The sequence below is a fragment of the Microbacterium flavum genome (assembly GCF_018717645.1).
Classification (GTDB): Bacteria; Actinomycetota; Actinomycetes; order Actinomycetales; family Microbacteriaceae; genus Microbacterium; species Microbacterium flavum.
In genome coordinates, this window is sequence record NZ_JAFLHG010000005.1 from 109,927 (window position 1) to 128,337 (window position 18,411).

Consider the following 18,411-nt stretch of genomic DNA (forward strand, 5'->3'; position numbering starts at 1 on the left):
CGACCCGCCTCAGGATGCCGGGGCGAGCACCAGGGTGTCCGTCGCGGCGGCCCGCACCCGGTCGAGGCTGAACAGCCAGGGCGTCTGTCGTGTGTGCTGCCAGGCGTCGAACTGGTCGTGGTAGTTCGGGTGGAAGGCGTGCCCGCTCGACCCGGTGAGATGGTTCCACCGCGACGCATCCAGGTCGGCGAGATCGACGGTCATGCGCATCGACGGGACGGTGGTCGTCGCGAAGCTGCCGGTTCCGAGACCCCAGCCGGTCGCGTCGACGACCGACGAGCCGCCGCCGACGGGGAACGGCCCACGGTTGAAGAGGGCCTCGATGGGCGCGATGCCGCTCTCGCCGAACGTGCCGCTCGTGAGAGTGATCGCGTGCAGCGATCCCCAGTTCCAGCGCGCGGGGTCATCGCCCTGCAGCCCGACGAGGCGGGTGGAGGCATCGGTCGCCGCGCGCTCGAGCATCTCCCGCTGCCCGGCCACGCCGATCTTCTCGTTCGTCCACCACGCGGAGGACTCATCGCCGAGAAGGTTGTCGACGACGGAGTACAGGCGCCCCTGACCGCCGAGCGGTGCGGGCTGGTCGCGACGGCTGAAGAGGTCCTGCGCGAGTTCGTCCCAGAGGACGTTGGCGTATGCGGCCGCCGCGGAGTCGGGATCGTTCTGCCCGTCCCATTCCGCCAGCAGGTCGAGGCCGCGCTGGGCCCCGGCGTCGGTGAGCGTGATGCCGGAATAGGCATCGGCGAGCCGTGTGCCCATCCAGAACTGCTTGTCGGCCTGGATGGCGCTCATATCGTCGGCGGACACCGGGCCCTTCGCGATGGCCTGCTCGAGGAGCTCGGTGATGCGGGCCGCACGCCAGCCGTAGTCGAAGTCGGATCCGAGGAAGTACGGGTAGTCCTGCGGCACGACGGCGTTGTTCGCGGTCACGATGAACCCGCTCTCGGGGTTGTAGACCACCGGCAGCTCGTCGAACGGGATGAAGCCCCGCCAGTCGTAGGCGGAGTCCCAGCCGGGCTGGGGCATCGTGCCGTCGCCCGCTCCCCGGATGGGGAGCTTCCCGGGCGACTGGTAGCCGATGTTGCCCGACCGGTCGGCGTAGACGAGGTTCTGCGCGGGAACGTCGAAGACGGCCGCGGCGGCCCGGAAGCCGGCGAAGTCGGTGGCCTCGTTGAGGGCGAAGATCGCCGATGCGGTGCTCCCCGCATCCAGCGCCGTCCACCGCAGAGCGACGGCGTATTCCCCGGGCGGAATGTCGGTGGGGGGCGAGACGGCCTCCGTCGTCCCCGCGAACGGCTCACCCGCGATGGTGGCGTAGTCGCCGGGAAGGTCGGAGAGGATCGGGCCGTGGACGGTGGAGCGGACCTCGATGGTCTCGTCCTCGCCCCCGGCGACGTGGAACGTCTCGCTGCGCGTCTCGAGGGGGACGAGGGCCCCGTCTCGCCAGTAGCTGTCGCCGTCGAGGCGCTCGAGGTAGAGATCTGTGACGTCAGCGGTGAGGTTCGTGAATCCCCAGGCGATGTCGGCATTGTGCCCGATGACGACGCCCGGTACGCCGGAGAATCCGAACCCCGCGACGTCGAAGCGGCAGGCGTCGGAGACCTCCCGGCAGCGCAGGCCGATCTGATGCCACACGCTCGGGAGCGAGGCGCCGAGGTGCGGATCATTGCTGAGGAGGGGGAGTCCGCTCTCGGTGTGCGCGCCGGACACGACCCACGAGTTCGACCCGACGCCCTCGCCGACGCCGCCGAGCAGCGCGCCCGCGGCCTCGATCACCGATCCGACCTCGCGCCAGCGCAGGGAGGCGGGGGCTGCCGTCGCCGCGGCGGCGCCCGTCGTCGGCGACGTGCCCTCGATTCCGGTCGTGATCTCCGGAACGATCACCGGGTGGTCGGCGTAGGGGTATCCGGGGTAGAGCTCTCCGATCTGGGTCGGAGAGAGCGTCTGCGCGAGGACCGCGCGGTCGACCTCGTCCTCGATGTTGCTGCGGAGGTCCCAGGCCATCGCCTTCAGCCATGCCACCGAGTCGGCGGGCGACCACGGCTCGATCTCGTAGTCGGGGTTCTGCAGCCCGAGGACGGCGTACTCGAGGGAGGCGTCGGCGCCACGGTGGTCGGCGAGATAGGCGTTCACGCCGTCGGCATAGGCCTCGTAGTAGGCGAGGGTCGTGGCATCCAGCGCGGCGACCTCCTTCTCGGCGACGTGACGCCAGCCGAGAGTGCGCAGGAACCGGTCAGTGGGCAGCTGGGAGGCGCCGAACAGCTCGGACAGGCGGCCGCTCGTGACGTGGCGGCGGAAGTCCATCTCCCAGAACCGATCCTGCGCCTGCACGTAGCCCTGCGCGTAGAACAGGTCGTGGGTCGAATCCGCGACGATCGTGGGGATGCCGAGGTCGTCACGGTACACGGTGGCCTGCGCCTCCAGGCCCGGTGCGGACACGGTGCCGTCGAGTTGCGGGAACGAGCGCTGGATGGTCCAGACCACGACCCCCGCGGCGATGAGGGCGATGACCGTCAGTCCGGCGACGATGCCGAAGACGATCTTTCCGATCGTGCGCCCACGACGGCGCTTCGCCGTCCGGGGCGGTGCCGCGGCGGCGAGGCCGTCGGTCGCCGTGGATGGGTCGATCCCGTCGGTCGTGGAGGATGCGTCGGATGAGGGGGATTCGGACATCGTCGTCGTGGAGCCTTCCGGGGGCATGCGTCGGGCCCCACGGGAGCGAGGCCACAAGGAAGCGGTCCGCGCCCCAGTCCGGCGTACCGCTCTGGAATCCTATCCCGCGCCCTCCCGCCGCGCGCCGGGCGCGACGGGAGCATCCCCCGCGAGGATCTCGGGGTGGGTGTCGAGCAGGGCGACCTGCTCCGTCCACGAGAGCCCCGCGATGCTGAGCACCACGCGCACGACCGCGGCGTCGGCATCCGCGGTCGTCAAGCGCAGCTCACGCAGGGTGGCCCGCGCGGTCTCTTCGATGAGGAAGGCGAGGAGCTCGGGCGGGACATCGCCGCGGAAGGCGCCGGCCACGACGCCCGCGCGGGTGATCGTGCGGATGCGCTGGCGCAGCGGCGCGAGGGCGCGGACGGTGTCGGCGACGTGCGCGTCGTCGAGGGCGATGTTGGCCGAGGCGCGGACCGCGGATGCCTCGCGCCACAGCCGGGCGGCCAGCTGCGCGAGAGCGACCCGCGGGTCGGGGTCGTCGACCTGCTCGGCGATCGCGTTGAAGCGACCGGCGCCGATCGCGATGACCTCCCGCAGGAGGCTGTCGCGGTCGGCGAAGTGGCCGTAGAGCGCGCGGCGGGACAGTCCTGCGGCCTGGGCGATCGTGTCCAGCGAGGCGTGCGGATCGCGGGCGAGCACGGTCTGCGCCGCGGCGATCAGTGCGCTCCGGTTCGCCGTCGCATCGCGTCGGCGCGGAGTGGCGGGGGTGGCGTGCGCGGCGGGTGCGGTTGTCACGGTCTCTGGTCCTCCTCGGGAATGGGTGCGGCGTGAGGCGGGTCACATGAGCTTGGTCGACTCCATGGCCTCGACCAGACCGCGGTTGAAGGAGATGAGCGGTCGGCGCAGCACGAGACCGAGGAGGAGGATCGGCGCGACGAAGGCGGCGAGAAGACCCAGCGACGCCCAGAAGTCGCCCCCGTAGGTCCCGGCGATCGCGGACCGCAGCGCGTCGATGGCGTGCGTCGCGGGGAGGAACGGGCTGATGCTCTGGAACCAGGGCGGCAGGAGCTGCAGCGGGTAGGCGCCGCCGGAGCCGGAGATCTGGATGACCAGCAGCAGCACGGCGAGCGCCTTGCCCGCGTTCCCGAAGGCGACGACGAATGTGTAGATGAGGAGGGTGAACACGAGCGAGATCACCCATCCCGCGACGATCAGCAGCAGCGGGTGCGCGGGCTCGATCCGGACGAACAGGATGAGGCCGATCGTCACGAGCGTGCTCTGCGCGAGCCCGGTCAGCGCGAACACGCCGTAGCGGCCGAGGTACTTCTGCGTGGGGGACAGCTCGGGTTCGCCCGGGAGGGTGTCGCGGCCGACATCCACGCGGATCGCGACCGTCATGAGAAGCGCCCCCACCCACAGGGCGAGCACGATGTACAGCGGCGCCATTCCCGCGCCGAAGCTCACGACGGGGAACACCGCGATCCGGTCGACCCGCACGGGCTCGGCGAGCGAGGTCGCGAGCACGCTCGGGTCGGAGCCGATGATCTCGCTGATCCCCTCGAGATCCCCGGTCTGGGCGGCGCGGACGAGCGCCTGCTGCACGCCGTCGAGCTTGCTCGCCGACTCCCCGAGCGCGGCGCTCAGGCTCTGACTCATCGCCTGCGCGGATCGCAGGGCCCCGACCGCCGAGTCGGAGGCTCCGGAGAGGCCCGCGGATGCCTCGGACAGGTCGCCGCGCACCGCGGCGACGTCGCCGTCGATCACCGCGAGCGTCGCGGCGAGCTGGTCGAGCTGGGGCTTGAGGGTTCCGGTGTAGGAGTCCTGCGCCGCCTGGATCGCCTGCTTCGCCTGCGCGATCAGGTCCGACACCTTCTGGTGGGAGGCCTGGGCCGCATCGTTGCCGGCCGTGATGTCCGTCGCGGCCTGCGTAAGCTGGTCGCGCACGGACTCCTGGCGGTCGATCGCCCGGTCGAGCTGAGCCACGACGTCATCGAGCAGCTGCTGCGCGGCCGGCGGCAGCCCGGGGCGCACCTCGTCGACGAGCGTCGTCCGCAACGCGGTGGCGGCGTCGATCTGGGTCTGCACGCGGCCGGCCAGGTCGGTGAGGACGGCGGCCTGGCTCGACGAGACGTTCCCCGCCTGGTCGTAGAGCGCGTCCACGCTCGCGCCGACGGCGTCGTAGCCGCGCAGGGTGTCACCGAGCGCGTCGGAGATGGCGCGGGTCGAGGACTGGAGCGCATCGGCGAGCTGGCCGGCCGCCGCCGCTCCGCTGCCCGCGGCATCCCCGGCATCGTCGAAGGATGCCCCGGCGCCGGAGACGAGTGCGGCCGCGCTGTCCGCGAGGGGGATGGTGCCGGCCACGAGCGCGGCGAACATGTCGGCTGTCTGCGCTCCGGCGCGCAGCTGCGCGGCGGCCGATCCGACCCGTGCCTCCAGGCGCGTGAGGGCGGCCTGCGTGTCGGGGCCGGTGAGGTAGTCCGAAAGCGAGGAGAGGAGGCTCAGCGCGACGTCGCTGAGCGTCTGGGTGAACACCTCGCTGATCTGCGCCGAGACGCCCTCCGCACCCTGCCCGGTGATCTTCGGCGCGAGCGCGTTCTTCTTCTCGTTCGTGTAGTACGCGAGCTCGGTGCGCTTCGCGCCGTCGGCGTAGAAGGTCAGCATGTCGGCGCTGAAGGAGGGCGGGAGCACGATCGCCGCGTAGTAGCGGCCCGCCTTCGCGCCGTCGATCGCGTCATCCTCGGAGGTGACGACCCAGTCGAGCTGGTCGTTCGCGCGCAGCTGCGAGAGCACCTGCTCGCCGACGTTGATGCGGATCGGGACGAGCTCGCTCTGGTACCCCTCGTCGGCGCTCGCGACGGCGACGGTGAGGTTCTTCGTGCTTGCGAACGGGTCCCAGCTGGCCAGCACGTTGAACCACGTGAACAGCGAGGGGATGACGACGAGGCCGAACATCACGATGATCGCCATGACGCCTCTGACCGCGTGCCGCAGATCGCGCCGGATGAGGTGCAGGATGCCGCTCATGCGCCCTCACCCCCCTCGCGCTGCTCGGGGGAGCCGGGGGTCTGATCCTCCGGCGCTGCCGTCTCGGTGCCGCCCGGCTCCGTCGGCACCTGCGGGTCGGCGGTCTCGGCGGCCTCGGCGGCGGCGGAGTCGGGCTCCGACGCCGCGTCCTCCGCGGTCATCGCGTGGGGGAGGGTCGCGGCATCCCCGAACAGCGTCGTGAACGGATCGTCGACGGGCACCTGCTCGACCAGGACGACCGTCGGCGCCGCCGCCGTCACCGCCACGGGCTCCGTCGCGGGCGTCTCGGGCGCGGGTGCCCACCGGGCGCCCCACGCGGAGTCGGCTCCCGCCATCGCCCGGCGCAGATCGTCCTCGCCCATGGCGGAGAGCTCCCCGGCGACCGCGAAGCTGTGCTTCACGTACTCGAGGACGACGAGGAACGCGATGACGAGCAGGATCCAGAGCATCCAGAGGAAGAGGAGGGTCGCGCTCTGCTCGCGCACGAGCCACGCGATGACGCCGAGGACCACCATGCCGCCGAGCCCGACGAGCAGGGTGACGCGGAGGATGTCGGGGTAGCGGTGTGCGAACGGCCGCGCGCGGCGGTCGAGCTCGCTCTGGAAGCGGCCGCGGTCGGAGAGGGCGTGGATCACGTCGGTCAGGCGGTAGCCGCGCCCGGTCACCTGCACGTCCTCGCCGATGAGGAGGTCGGTCGCGGCGATCTCGCGGTTGAACAGCCGGTTCAGGTTCGCGAGCCGACGGCGCAGGACGAGCCCGAGGCCCCAGGAGAGCAGCACGAACAGGGCGAGCACGCCCATGAACCGCCACCAGTGCGCGCCGTAGAACCCGGCGATCGTCTCGCGCATCGCGTCGATCCCGTACGTGAACGGGAGGAAGGGGTAGATGTTGCGGAAGAAGCTCGGCATCAGCTCGATCGGGTAGAGACCGGATGCCCCGGGGATCTGCATGATCACGAGGAGGATGCACAGGCCGCGCCCCACATGCCCGAACGAGACGCACAGCGCGTAGATGATGCTGACGTAGGCCAGAGAGATGAGCACACTCGTCCCGACGAACGCGAACGCGTTCACGGTCTGCACCCCGATGACGAGGTTGCCGACGCTCACGACGACGGCCTGGAGGACGGCGAGGGTGCCGAACAGGAGGAAGCGCCCGACGTAGGCCTGTCGCACCGTGATCGGCGCCACCCCCTCGGTGTCGACCTCGACCTTGAAGATCACCATCAGGACGAACGCCCCGATCCACAGCGAGAGGTTCGTGAACAGCGCCGCCATCGCCGAGCCGTAGGTCGCCACCGGGAAGAGGGTGTGCGTGGCGATGTCGACCGGGGTCGCCACGAACTGAGCGATCTGCTGCGGTTCGAGACCGGTGACCGTGCTCAGGGTGCGCCAGGACGAGGCCGACCCGAGGGCCAGAACGTCGGTGCGCGCGCCGTCGAGCCCGGTCTGGATGCCGGCGAGGTTGCCGTCCAGGCTGTCGAGGGCGCTCGAGGTCGCGACGAACTGTCCGTCCAGCCCGTCCAGGAGCGCGGCGGCCTGCGTGAGCTGGGCGCGTTGCGCGGTGAGCGCGGCCGAGAACCCGCCGGCGCTGGAGGACAGCGCGGACATGGCGCTCGTGAGCGCCGGGATGGACTGGCTGAGAGCGTCCCGCAGTCCGGATGCGGAGGTCTGCGCGCCCTGGACGGCGGTGTTGAGGGCGTCCGCGGCATCCTGCACGGCCTGCACGGTGGACCCCGAGTTCGCGCTCAGCGAGGTGAGGTCGGCGAGGAGCTGCTGGTCCGCCGTGTTCTGCGCCTGCAGCGCGCTCACCACCTCCTGGAGCTGGGCGGCGACGGCGGGGTCGAGCTGACCGCCGTCGATGAGCTGCTGGAGCTGGGCGATCGCGGCGGCGTTCGCGTCGACGACGGCGGTCACGTCCGTGAGGGCGGTGTCGATCCGCGTGCCCGCCTGCCCGAGCGCCTGGGTCACGTGGGAGATCGACACGTTCGCCTGGGCGGAGGCGTCGGCGAGGAGGGTCGTCCCCTGCACGTAGGCGGAGGTCGCGGCGTCGGTGAAGTTCAGGACGTCCTTCTGGGCCTGCGCGAGGATCGTCTGCGCCTGCCCGATCGCGGTCTGGACATCGCCGAGCGTCGTGTCCACGTCGCCGAGCGTCGCCTTCGCGTTGCTGAGCGATGCGCGCGAGTTCTCGAGATCCGAGCGCATCTGGACGATCCCCGCCCGTGCGGCGCCGACGGTCGCGCCGGCCGAATCGAACGCGTTGAGGCTGTCGTTCTTCGCGTTCAGGAGCTTCAGCACGGCCGAGTCGCCGGCATCCTTCAGCGCCGTGGTCGCGGCATCGGCGACCTGTTCGATGAAGGCGCTGCTGATCTTGCCGTCGATCCCTGCGGCGCCCACGTCGGTGATCTTCGGCGCGATCGCGCTCGACTTCTCGTTGACGTAGTACTGCAGGGCCGGCTGGGTGAAGGTGCCCGTGGTGATGCTGAGGAGGTCGGCGCTGAAATCCGCCGGGATGACGATGGTGGCGTAGACATCGCCGCTGCGCACCGCCTGCTGAGCGGCGTCCTCGTCCATGAACTGCCAGCCGAGCTGGTGGTCCGCCTTCAGCTGGTCGACGACCTGGGCGCCGATGTCGACCGGGCCGGTCAGGTCGGACCGCGCCCCCTCGTCGAGGTCGACCACCGCGACGCGGATGTTCGCGGTCTCGCTGTACGGGTCCCAGAACGCGGTGATGTTGAACCACGCGTAGAGGGCGGGGGTGAGGAGGACGCCGAGGACGATGACCCACGTTCGGGGCGCGCGGAAGATCCGCGTGACATCACGCCGGAAGACGCGCAGGCTCTTTCGCACAGCATCATGGTACACCCAAAGTGCACACCGGTGTGCACTTTATGACCGCTCCGATGGGTGGTCAGTCGGCGCCGAAGTCGAACGAGGCCGACTCGCCGGCCTCGTCGAATGCCTCCGCGAGGGCCTCGCCGTCAGCATCCCGCGGGGTCGCGCGCCCGGTGATCTCGCCGGACTCGCCCGCCGTGACCCGTCCGACGAGTTCGCCCGTCGCGCCGCCGATGAGACCCATCCCGGCGTACTGCTCGAGCCGCGCACGCGAATCGGCGATGTCGAGGTTGCGCATCGTGAGCTGGCCGATGCGGTCGATGGGGCCGAAGGCGGCGTCCCCGACGCGCTCCATCGAGAGCTTCTCGGGGGCGTAGGAGAGGTTCGGAGCGGTCGTGTCGAGGATCGTCCAGTCGTCACCGCGGCGCAGGCGCACGGTCACGGTTCCCGTGATGGTCGAGCCGACCCACTTCTGGATCGACTCGCGCAGCATGAGCGACTGCGGCTCGAGCCAGCGGCCCTCGTACATGAGGCGACCGAGCCGACGGCCCTGCTCGTGGTAGGTCGCGAGGGTGTCCTCGTTCAGGATGCCGTTGACGAGGCGTTCGTAGGTGATGAACAGCAGCGCCATGCCGGGCGCCTCGTAGATGCCGCGCGACTTCGCCTCGATGATGCGGTTCTCGATCTGGTCGCTCATGCCAAGGCCGTGGCGGCCGCCGATGCGGTTCGCCTCGAAGACGAGCTCGACCGGGTCGTCGAACCGGACGCCGTTCAGGGCGACGGGGCGCCCACCCTCGAACTCGACGGTGACGTCCTCGGTCGCGATCTCGACGGTCGGGTCCCAGTACTTCACGCCCATGATGGGGTCGACGGTCTCGAGCGAGACGTCGAGGTGCTCGAGGGTCTTCGCCTCGTGCGTCGCGCCCCAGATGTTCGCGTCGGTCGAGTACGCCTTCTCGGCGGAGTCGCGGTAGGGGAAGCCGTGCTCGACGAGCCACTCGCTCATCTCCTGGCGGCCGCCGAGTTCGGTGACGAAGTCGGCATCCAGCCATGGCTTGTAGATGCGCAGCGCGGGGTTCGCGAGCAGCCCGTAGCGGTAGAAGCGCTCGATGTCGTTGCCCTTGTAGGTCGACCCGTCGCCCCAGATGTCGACGCCGTCCTCCTTCATCGCGCGAACGAGCAGCGTCCCCGTGACGGCGCGACCGAGGGGGGTCGTGTTGAAGTAGGTCTTGCCGCCCGAGCGGATGTGGAAGGCGCCGCACTGGAGGGCGACGAAGCCCTCTTCGACGAGCGCGGTCTTGCAGTCGACGATCCGGGCGATCTCAGCCCCGTACTCGAGCGCGCGGTCCGGGATCGCGGCGATGTCGGTCTCGTCGGGCTGACCGAGGTCGCCCGTGTACGTGCAGGGGACGGCGCCCTTGTCGCGCATCCAGGCGACCGCCACGGAGGTGTCGAGACCCCCGGAGAAGGCGATGCCGACGCGCTGACCGATCGGGAGGGACTGCAGGACCTTGGACATGGTCACCAAGTGTATCGAGCCCGGGCCGGGGCGCCCGTTGCGGGCGGGCAGGGGCTTCTCACAGATATATCGAGACGCCGAAATACTGATACATGGAGGCCGACGAGCCATTGTGCACCGCACGCGCCCCGTCGCGTCCGGTCCAGGGCGAACGGGATCTTGGGCGACGATGGCGAGTCGCGCGTCGACATCCAGAAGTACATCGCCGAACCTGCCGAACGCACCCTCTCGTTGGACCCGGGTGAGGAATTCACCTACACGATCACGGTGGCCTGCTCGGGCCAGCTGGGCTTCTGTCTGGACGCGCGGGGGCAGGACGCCGTACCGGCTCCCCGCACGATCTAAGCGACCGTCCACACCGGCACGGTGCGCTGCACGTGCGGCGCACCCGGTGACATCGCTCAGAGCGTGCGTCGCTGCTCAGAGCTCGTGCTGGCGGCGAAAGGCGGCCTCGGCGCGATCCGCGTCGCGCGCGAGGAGCGCGGCTCGCATCTCGCGGTACCCGTCGTCTCGCTGCTCTTGCGTTCTCCGTGTGGGTCGGCGACTGCGAAGGTTCCGCAACACCATGACGCCCGTCTCCCGCATCACACCGTTGAAGACCACGTTGCCCGAGAGCGAGGTGGTGTACCGGACGAACTCTCGGGCGGTGTCGAAGATCGCGCCCTCGTCTCCAGCCGCGTTCGCGGCGATGACGGCGTCGATGCGCTCGACCGCCCCGGCGAGCTGCAGGTCGTCCATCCTGGCGATCGACATCCGGAGCGCGATGCCCGCCTGGTAGCCGGAGTACTCGAGCGTGTCGATGATCCGCTGGTCGTCGACTTCGGTCACCCGGGTGTACCGGCTCGCGACGACCTCGACCATGCCGAGCTGGGTGAGCCGCCGAAGCGCCTCGCGCACGGGTGTCCGCGATACCCCGAGACCTCGCGCCAGCTCCCCATCCCGCAGCACCTCGCCCGGGGCGAGCTCCTCCGTGATGATCGCAACACTGAGCCGCTCGAACACGTCGTCTGCCAGCGTGCGAGTCGTTGCCGAGACGGGGGGGCCATCAAGTAGGGGCACAGAATCCTCCGACCTGAATCTACCGGACTGCTCAAAGGAAATGTGCCGGGGGTGGCGGATGAGGAGCGCAGGCGGTAGCGGGCGCTCGGCGAGGCGGCGACAGAGCATCCGCTGCAAAGTATCGATATATTGACCGCGTGAGTGTTCGTTGGGCTCCTGACCCCCTCAGGCTGCTCGAGGGTGATCAGGCGTCGGGCCGGCATCGCGACGCCATCGTGGCTCGAATCGTCGATGCGGGCATCCGGGCAGTCTTCGCCGAGCGCGACGTGCTGTCCGCCGGCACGGTCGCGCGATGGCTGGCGGTGGATGTCCCGAAAGCGACGTCTTCGCTCGGAGTGCTCACGGACGCCGGCGTCCTCGAGGCGGTGGGCACGGATGAGTACCGAATCGCGAACGGGCGCGCCGAGCTCGCCGCTCTGGTCGAGTACGTGGGGCACGAGGTCTGCATGGCGGCCACCGTTTCGACCAACCTGATGTCGGACGCAGAACTGCGCGGGGCGTCCGCGTTCGCGCAGCAGATCGTCGTCGGCATCGAGGAGGAGCGACCGGACTCGGCCCGGATTGCGAACGCCGCTCTCACCCGCCACCTCGTCGCGTGCTCACGCCAGCGGGTCATTCGGCTCGCGTTCTCGCGCGGCGAACTGTGCAGCGACCTGCCCGATGTGTCGAAGGATGCCCTCGAGACGTATCGCGCGCTGCGCGATGCCCTGCTGCAGGGCGACGCCGAGTACGTCGGATCTCTGCTGAGACACGTGCGCTCGCTGAGCTAGCGATCGGTCGACGATCGGCTGCCGCGTCGCCGGTTCCACGCGACGACCATCGTCGCAATGGCACAGAGTGTCACGGCGATGCCGAGGCAGTACCCGACGACACCGCCCCAGCCGCCCGGCACCAGGTGAGGGTTCAGGAACGGGTACGGGTACCACCACCCCTCTCCGGTCACAGGGTTGGTGGTGCGTTCGCCGCGGAGGAGGGTGTAGCCGATCCACACGAGGGGGAAGATCGCAACGATGCCGACCGTCGACCACGCCGGCCGACGGCGGCGCACGGCCAGAATCAGATCAGCGAGCAGGAACAGTGGGCCGATCAAGTGCAGCACCTCGTTCGACCAGGGCACCGTCGTGCCCTGCGGCAGGGGGACGTTACGCAGCAGCAGGTTGTAGACGATGCCCGTGACGAGCATGTACGTCGTCGCGCAGACGAGCAGCGTTCCGACCGGCCGAGATTCGATGGGCGACCGGTTGCGCGCGGACTCGATGGCGCACCACGTCAGAGCGACGACGGCCGAGACGTTCGAGAGGATCGTGAAGAAGCTGAAGTAGTTCACGACGGTCGTCGGCAGGTCTCGGCCGCCATCGACGGCACCGGATGTCGTCACCGCGAGTTGGGCGATGATCGCCGCCGTGATGAGGGCTGCAATAGTCGCGCGAGCCAGTGTCCAGAGGATCGCGAGCGGCGAGGTGTTCACGCGAAGACCCTACCGGGCGTCGCATGCGAACCGATATGCCGATATATTCGCACGTGAGTTGCGAGAGGATGCTGAGATGACGACTCCGCACGAGGGCGCCGATCCGGCCGTGAGCACCGCGCCGGGACGGAAGCTGCGCCGACCCCGCGGCGGTCTGAGCATCCAGTCCAAGCTACTCATCATGCTGCTCGCCGTGAGTTTGGTCTCCTCGGTGATCGTGGGGATCATCGGCTACGTCAATGGACGCGAATCGCTGCGCGAAGCGGCGACCGATCAGCTCACCACGATCCGCGAGCTGCGCACCGATGCGATCCGGACATTCATCACGCGCGCGGAGCAGGGGGTGGTTCTGGACTCTCGGAATCTCAGCGCTCAGCAGGCATCCGCCGCCTTCAACGCGGGCTGGGATGAACTGCAGCAGCAGCCGGTCAGTGCCGAGAACGACGCCACGCTCGAGTCGTACTACCGGGACGTGTTCATCCCGCAGTACGAGCAGCGCAGTCAGAAGGAGCAGTCCGACTCCGCCCTCATCCCGACATCGAACGCGGGCAGGTATCTGCAGTCGCAGTACACGGCTCGCTTCGACGACTTCGATGCGGCGCTCGCCTTCACCGATGCGGGTGACGGCAGCGCGTGGTCGGCCGCACACGCCACATATCACGACTACTTCCAGCGGCTCATCGAACAAGTGGGGTACGAGGATCTTCTCGTCCTGAACACGACGGGAGATGTCGTCTACTCGGCGTACAAAGGCATCGATCTGGGGATCAGTGTCGAAGAGGGCGCGTACGCGCAGTCGTCGTTGGCCGACGCCTACCGTGCGGCCATGGCCAGCAACGACGTGAACGCGGTCGAGATCAGAGACCTGGAGAACTGGGCGCCGTCGCTGGGAAAGCACGCTCTCTGGGTGGTCTCGCCGATCGGCTCGGACGCCGGGGTGACCGGGGTGCTGGCGGCTCAGATCTCGCTCGATCAGGTCAACGCGGTGATGACAGGGAACCGTCAGTGGGCGGAGCAGGGTCTGGGCAAGACCGGTGAGGTGTACCTCGCCGGACGCGACCACCTCATGCGCAGCCTGGCGCGAGGAATCGTGGAGGACCGCGACTCCTACGCCGATCAGGTCATCGCGAACGGCACTCCACCCGACCGCGCAGCGCGCATGGCTTTCGTCGGAGGAACCGTCGGCCTACAGCCCGTCAACACCTTCGCGGTCGATCAGGCCTTGCTCGGGAAGAAGGGCACCGGTATCGCTCACGAGTACATCGGCAGCGAGAGCCTCGTCGCCTACGCCCCCGTGGACATCGATGGATTGGATTGGGTGATCGTCGCCCGCAAGGAGTCGTCGGAAGCATTCGCACCCGTCACCGACTTCACGCGTAACCTCCTCCTGTCGATGCTGGGCATCATGCTCGCCGTCAGCGTGCTCTCGCTCCTGCTCGCGCAGGTCTTCACGCGGCCCATCCGCCGACTCGTCGATGCGGTGCGGCGCGTCGGGGCGGGCGACCTCGCCGTTCAGGTGCCGACGGACTCTCGCGATGAGTTCGGCGACCTGGGACGCGCCTTCAACGACATGGCGTCGGGACTGCGCGTCAGACAGGACCTCATCAACGAGCAGCAGGCGGAGAATCGCCGTCTCATGCTCACCCTGATGCCCGAGTCGGTCGCGGATCGGTACAAGGCGGGCGAGCAGACGATCGCCGAACAGCACGAGAACGTCTCCGTCGTATATGCGGAGCTCGTCGGCTTCGATGACTATGCCGCGAGCCTGGACGATGGGCAGGAGGTCACCCAGCTCAACACGCTCATGCGGGGCTTCGACGAGGCCGCCGTCAAGGCGGGCATCGAGAAGGTACGCACCCTCCGTGGGGGCTACCTCGCCTCGTCTGGCCTCGGGGTCCCAAGGGTTGACAACGTCCGCCGCGCGGTCGACTTCGCCCTGCTCATGCGCGATGTCATCGAACGCTTCAACGCGCAGAACAACGCGTCGATCGGACTGCGTGCGGGCGTCGACACCGGCTCGGTCACGAGCGGCCTCGTTGCGCGGACCAACCTCGCGTACGACCTGTGGGGCGACGCTGTGAGCCTGGCGTATCGCGCGCGCAAGGTCACCCCCGAGCCCGGTGTCTACGTGAGCGACGCGGTGCGCGACCGACTGCAGGACACGGTGGCGTTCGCCAAGGCGGGCACCGTGGAGAGTCGTGGAAGGACCCAGACCGTGTGGCGGGTGGAGGCATGAGCCTCGACGGCGGCTGGATCTGGGGAGCGGTGGCTCTCGCCGTCGGGGTGCCCATCCTGCTCGTCGTCCTCACGGAGATCCTCTCCGCCCTGCAGCGCCGTGGGAGTCCTGCGGCCGGGCCGGTGCGCCTCCTGCGCAACTGGATCGTGCCCGTCGGCGCACTGTTCGGTCTTCTCGCCTTCGCCCTCCGTTCCGACGCCGAGCACGTATGGACTCGGGTCGTTGCGACGGTGCTCGGCTTCCTCGTCATCCTCCTGATCCTGTCGGCGTTCAACGTCGCGTTGTTCGGGTCCGCGAAGGAAGGGTCGTGGCAGCAGCGGATCCCGACCATCTTCATCGAGATCGTGCGCCTGCTGCTGGTCGTGGTGGGCCTCGCCCTTCTGTTCTCGTGGGTGTGGAACGCGGATGTCGGCGGCCTGATCGCGGCGCTGGGCGTCACCTCCATCGTGATCGGCCTTGCGCTGCAGAACGCGGTGGGCGGTGTCATCTCGGGGCTGCTGCTGCTGTTCGAGCAGCCCTTCAAGATCGGTGACTGGCTCGACGTGGGCAGCTGCGAGGGGCGCGTCATCGAGGTGAACTGGCGAGCCGTGCACATCGACACGGGCTCGGGCATCCAGATCGTGCCGAACTCGACCCTCTCCGGAGCATCGTTCACGAACAAGTCCCAACCCGAGGGCGCTTACTGGGTGAGCGCGGACGCGAAGTTCACCACCGACGACCCGCCCCAGGAGGTCATGGCACTCCTGGTCGATATCGCGCGCGGACTGCCCGATCGCGTTCGCACGCTCGAGGCCTCGGCGAGCTATCGAGGCGCGGGAGCCTACTCCGTGTCGATCCCCGTGACCGCGCCGGCGGTCGCGGGCGACGCGCTCTCGACTTACCTGTCGTGGCTGTGGTACGCCGCGCGCCGGCGCGGCTTCGCTCTCGACGGTGACGCGACCGATCCCATCGCCGAGCCGCAGCGCCTCGACGAGGCGATCACAGCGCTCGCTCCGTCGCTGCACCTGCGACCCGAGGACGCCGAACAGCTGAGGAGCGCATCGCGACTTGAGCGCTATGGGCGGGGAGAGGTGATCATCCCCGCGGGGGTCGTGCCCGACGAGCTGGGATTCGTCGTCTCCGGCGCGGCGGTGCTGAGAGTGACCGTCGATGACGCCGTGGTCGACGTCGGCTCGGTCGCGCCTGGGGAGGTCGTCGGGCAGACAGCCCTCACGCGCGAGCGCACCCAGGCCGCGGCTGTGGCCGCCGACGTCGTGACCCTGTTGGTCGTCCCGCTCACGACGCTCGACGGCCTGGTGCGCCGCCGCCCGCGCCTGGCGGCGGAGATCGGCGACTCGCTCGACCTCAAGCGCAAGGCGTCGGCCGAGGCGCTGGCCGCCGCAGGCATCGATTCCGCGCGGCTGTTCGAGCGCTGACGCACCGCCGAGACTGGTCTGGCGGGGCCTCCGCTGCGACCAACTTCGACTCCCGGTCCACGGTGGCGACGAGCGACGCGGGCCTCACCCGTCGAGAGGGAGGGGCCCTGTTTTCTGTGAGGCGGGTGTGATTGTCAGCTACACGCTTACCGTCACGTGCAACTCGATCACGACCGGGTGCAACGGAGCGACCCTGTCCGACGTCGTGCCCGATCAGCTGATCGTGGACTCCGCGGCGGTGGGAGCGGGACTCACCGGCGCCGTCACGGTGGACGGTCAGAGCGTCAGCGTCGACGTCACCATGCCGACCGCCAGCGGCGGCACGGGCCTGCCGGGCGGGACGACCGGCGTCGTCACCATCGAGGTGACCGCGCGCGACCCGCTGCCGTACGCGCTGAACGGAACGACGCTCACGAACGTCGCGACGACCGATGCCGACACGCAGACCTCCGGCCTCCTCTCGGACGATGCCGACGTCACGATCGTCGTTCCGCTCGACCTCGCTGTCCAGACCTCCAAGTCCATGGATCCCGCCAGTGCCGTCGCACAGCCCGGCCTGCCCGTCACGGCGAACCTCGCCGCGAAGAACACATCCAATGCGAACGTCGACACGATCACCCTCACCGATCCCGCGGACCCGACGGCGGGCCCGACCCGTCCGCCGGAGGGTTCAGCGATGCGATGCAGTTCGCCGGGTTCTCCGGCCCCGTCGCCTACCCGGATGCCGCGACCGGGGCGACCATCACCTACTACAACGCCGACGGCACCACGGAGGGTCCGACTTCGTTCGCGGACGGCGCCACATCCCCGGCCACGTGACGGCGTGGCGGCCCCGATAGAATCGGTGCGGTTCGCCCTCTGCGGCGCAGACCGTCCGACAACGGGGGAGAGACCCATGCCAGGAATCGTGATCGTCGGCGTCCAGTGGGGCGACGAGGGCAAGGGCAAGGCGACCGACCTGCTCGGCGAGCGCACCGACTGGGTGGTGAAGTTCAACGGGGGCAACAACGCCGGCCACACGGTCGTGATCGGCGATGAGAAGTACGCCCTGCACCTCCTGCCCTCCGGCATCCTCTCGCCGGGCGTCAACGCCGTCATCGGCAACGGCGTCGTCGTCGACCTGGAGGTGCTCTTCGGCGAGCTCGAAGCGCTTCGCGCGCGGGGCCTCGACACCTCGCGGCTGAAGATCAGCGCCAACGCGCACGTCATCACGCAGTACCACCGCACGCTCGACAAGGTCACCGAGCGCTTCCTCGGCAAGCGCATGATCGGCACGACCGGGCGCGGCATCGGGCCGAGCTACGCCGACAAGATCAACCGCGTCGGCATCCGCATTCAGGACCTCTTCGACGAGAACATCCTGCGCCAGAAGGTGGAGGGTGCCCTCGACCAGAAGAACCAGCTGCTGGTGAAGGTCTTCAACCGCCGCGCCATCGCCGTCGACGAGATCGTGGAGGACCTCCTCTCCTACGTCGAGCGCCTGCGGCCGATGGTGTGCGACACCGGGCTGCTGCTGAACGACGCGCTCGCCGCGGGCGACGTCGTCGTCTTCGAAGGTGGGCAGGCGACGATGCTGGATGTCGACCACGGCACCTACCCGTTCGTGACCTCGTCCTCCGCGACGGCGGGCGGCGCATCGACGGGCTCGGGAGTCGGGCCGAACCGCCTGGACCGGATCGTCGGCATCGTCAAGGCCTACACGACGCGCGTCGGCTCGGGGCCCTTCCCCACCGAGCTGTTCGACGAGCAGGGCGAGTGGCTGCGCAAGCGCGGCTTCGAGTTCGGCACGACCACGGGGCGGCCCCGCCGGGTCGGCTGGTACGACGCGCCCATCACCCGGTACGCGACCCGCGTCAACGGCATCACCGACCTGGTGCTGACCAAGCTCGACATCCTCACCGGGCTCGAGCAGATCCCCGTCTGCGTCGCGTACGACGTCGACGGCGAGCGCTTCGACGAGGTCCCCGTCAACCAGAGCGACTTCCACCATGCGACGCCGGTCCTGGAGTACTTCCCCGGCTGGCAGCAGGACATCTCGGGCGCCCGCTCCTTCGAGGACCTTCCCCTCGAGGCGCAGGATTACGTCCTCGCGCTCGAGGCGATGAGCGGCACGCGCATCTCGGTCATCGGCGTCGGCGCGGCGCGCGATGCCGTGATCGTCCGACACGACCTCGTCGACTGATGAGGCTCGAGGACCGCGAGCA

The 18,411-nt window shown here is 69.4% G+C and carries 14 protein-coding genes; 6 read left to right on the plus strand and 8 right to left on the minus strand.

The window, feature by feature from the left end; genetic code table 11:
- Positions 1 to 9: 9 nt before the first annotated feature.
- The 5 genes from J0P97_RS06835 to argG all read right to left on the minus strand — a co-directional run bounded on the left by J0P97_RS06835 (position 10) and on the right by argG (position 10,029).
- Positions 10 to 2,670 carry a penicillin acylase family protein gene (locus tag J0P97_RS06835; RefSeq protein ID WP_215487028.1) on the minus strand — a complete coding sequence of 887 codons (2,661 nt, stop codon included), beginning with the start codon at positions 2,668 to 2,670 and terminating at the stop codon, positions 10 to 12.
- A gap of 99 nt (positions 2,671 to 2,769) precedes the next feature.
- The gene (locus J0P97_RS06840) at positions 2,770 to 3,447 is read right to left on the minus strand and encodes a TetR/AcrR family transcriptional regulator (RefSeq protein ID WP_215487029.1); all 678 of its coding nucleotides are present in this window, start codon (positions 3,445 to 3,447) and stop codon (positions 2,770 to 2,772) included.
- Between the two features lie 42 nt (positions 3,448 to 3,489).
- On the minus strand, positions 3,490 to 5,676 hold the full coding sequence (locus J0P97_RS06845) for a YhgE/Pip domain-containing protein (RefSeq protein ID WP_215487030.1): 2,187 nt from the start codon (positions 5,674 to 5,676) through the stop codon (positions 3,490 to 3,492).
- A complete protein-coding gene (locus J0P97_RS06850; RefSeq protein ID WP_215487031.1) occupies positions 5,673 to 8,525 on the minus strand; it encodes a YhgE/Pip domain-containing protein in 2,853 nt (950 codons plus the stop codon). The genes J0P97_RS06845 and J0P97_RS06850 overlap by 4 nt, the downstream gene beginning before the upstream one ends.
- A 61-nt stretch (positions 8,526 to 8,586) precedes the next feature.
- Positions 8,587 to 10,029 (minus strand): argininosuccinate synthase, encoded by a 1,443-nt coding sequence (argG, locus tag J0P97_RS06855; RefSeq protein ID WP_215487032.1) that lies wholly within the window; start codon positions 10,027 to 10,029, stop codon positions 8,587 to 8,589.
- Positions 10,030 to 10,188: 159 nt separating this feature from the next.
- Here argG and J0P97_RS06860 point away from each other — a divergent pair, with 159 nt between their 5' ends.
- The gene (locus J0P97_RS06860) at positions 10,189 to 10,374 is read left to right on the plus strand and encodes a hypothetical protein (protein ID WP_215487033.1); all 186 of its coding nucleotides are present in this window, start codon (positions 10,189 to 10,191) and stop codon (positions 10,372 to 10,374) included.
- 75 nt (positions 10,375 to 10,449) lie between these two features.
- Here J0P97_RS06860 and J0P97_RS06865 read toward each other — a convergent pair whose 3' ends face one another.
- The gene (locus J0P97_RS06865) at positions 10,450 to 11,088 is read right to left on the minus strand and encodes a GntR family transcriptional regulator (RefSeq protein ID WP_215487034.1); all 639 of its coding nucleotides are present in this window, start codon (positions 11,086 to 11,088) and stop codon (positions 10,450 to 10,452) included.
- A gap of 137 nt (positions 11,089 to 11,225) precedes the next feature.
- On the opposite strand from J0P97_RS06865, the gene J0P97_RS06870 reads away from it, so the two are divergent.
- Complete coding sequence (locus tag J0P97_RS06870; protein WP_215487035.1) at positions 11,226 to 11,858, plus strand: hypothetical protein; 633 nt, start codon at positions 11,226 to 11,228, stop codon at positions 11,856 to 11,858.
- Here J0P97_RS06870 and J0P97_RS06875 read toward each other — a convergent pair.
- A complete protein-coding gene (locus J0P97_RS06875; protein WP_308163479.1) occupies positions 11,855 to 12,556 on the minus strand; it encodes a Pr6Pr family membrane protein in 702 nt (233 codons plus the stop codon). The two genes, J0P97_RS06870 and J0P97_RS06875, sit on opposite strands and share 4 nt — an antisense overlap.
- A 76-nt stretch (positions 12,557 to 12,632) precedes the next feature.
- Between J0P97_RS06875 and J0P97_RS06880 the strand changes: the two genes are divergently transcribed.
- Together J0P97_RS06880 and J0P97_RS06885 are read left to right on the plus strand one after the other, a co-directional pair.
- Positions 12,633 to 14,792 carry an adenylate/guanylate cyclase domain-containing protein gene (locus J0P97_RS06880; RefSeq protein ID WP_215487036.1) on the plus strand — a complete coding sequence of 720 codons (2,160 nt, stop codon included), beginning with the start codon at positions 12,633 to 12,635 and terminating at the stop codon, positions 14,790 to 14,792.
- Positions 14,789 to 16,207: a mechanosensitive ion channel domain-containing protein gene (locus J0P97_RS06885; protein ID WP_215487037.1), complete on the plus strand. Its 1,419-nt coding sequence runs from the start codon at positions 14,789 to 14,791 to the stop codon at positions 16,205 to 16,207. The genes J0P97_RS06880 and J0P97_RS06885 overlap by 4 nt, the downstream gene beginning before the upstream one ends.
- Positions 16,208 to 16,483: 276 nt before the next feature.
- Here the strand turns inward: J0P97_RS06885 and J0P97_RS06890 are convergent, their stop codons facing one another.
- Positions 16,484 to 16,819, minus strand: a complete 336-nt coding sequence (locus tag J0P97_RS06890) for a hypothetical protein (RefSeq protein WP_215487038.1) — start codon at positions 16,817 to 16,819, stop codon at positions 16,484 to 16,486.
- A 69-nt stretch (positions 16,820 to 16,888) separates the two neighbouring features.
- On the opposite strand from J0P97_RS06890, the gene J0P97_RS06895 reads away from it, so the two are divergent.
- Complete coding sequence (locus tag J0P97_RS06895) at positions 16,889 to 17,026, plus strand: hypothetical protein (protein WP_215487039.1); 138 nt, start codon at positions 16,889 to 16,891, stop codon at positions 17,024 to 17,026.
- Positions 17,027 to 17,102: 76 nt separating this feature from the next.
- A complete protein-coding gene (locus J0P97_RS06900; protein ID WP_215487040.1) occupies positions 17,103 to 18,389 on the plus strand; it encodes an adenylosuccinate synthase in 1,287 nt (428 codons plus the stop codon).
- The last annotated feature ends 22 nt before the right edge of the window (positions 18,390 to 18,411 follow it).

Bases quoted from the DNA above. Each gene is read 5' to 3' on its own strand.
- J0P97_RS06885 (WP_215487037.1), top strand. From the start codon at position 14,789: ATGAGCCTCGACGGCGGCTGGATCTGGGGAGCGGTGGCTCTCGCCGTC.
- argG (WP_215487032.1), bottom strand. From the start codon at position 10,029: ATGTCCAAGGTCCTGCAGTCCCTCCCGATCGGTCAGCGCGTCGGCATC.
- J0P97_RS06895 (WP_215487039.1), top strand. From the start codon at position 16,889: ATGCAGTTCGCCGGGTTCTCCGGCCCCGTCGCCTACCCGGATGCCGCG.
- J0P97_RS06900 (WP_215487040.1), top strand. From the start codon at position 17,103: ATGCCAGGAATCGTGATCGTCGGCGTCCAGTGGGGCGACGAGGGCAAG.
- J0P97_RS06880 (WP_215487036.1), top strand. From the start codon at position 12,633: ATGACGACTCCGCACGAGGGCGCCGATCCGGCCGTGAGCACCGCGCCG.
- J0P97_RS06835 (WP_215487028.1), bottom strand. From the start codon at position 2,670: ATGTCCGAATCCCCCTCATCCGACGCATCCTCCACGACCGACGGGATC.
- J0P97_RS06845 (WP_215487030.1), bottom strand. From the start codon at position 5,676: ATGAGCGGCATCCTGCACCTCATCCGGCGCGATCTGCGGCACGCGGTC.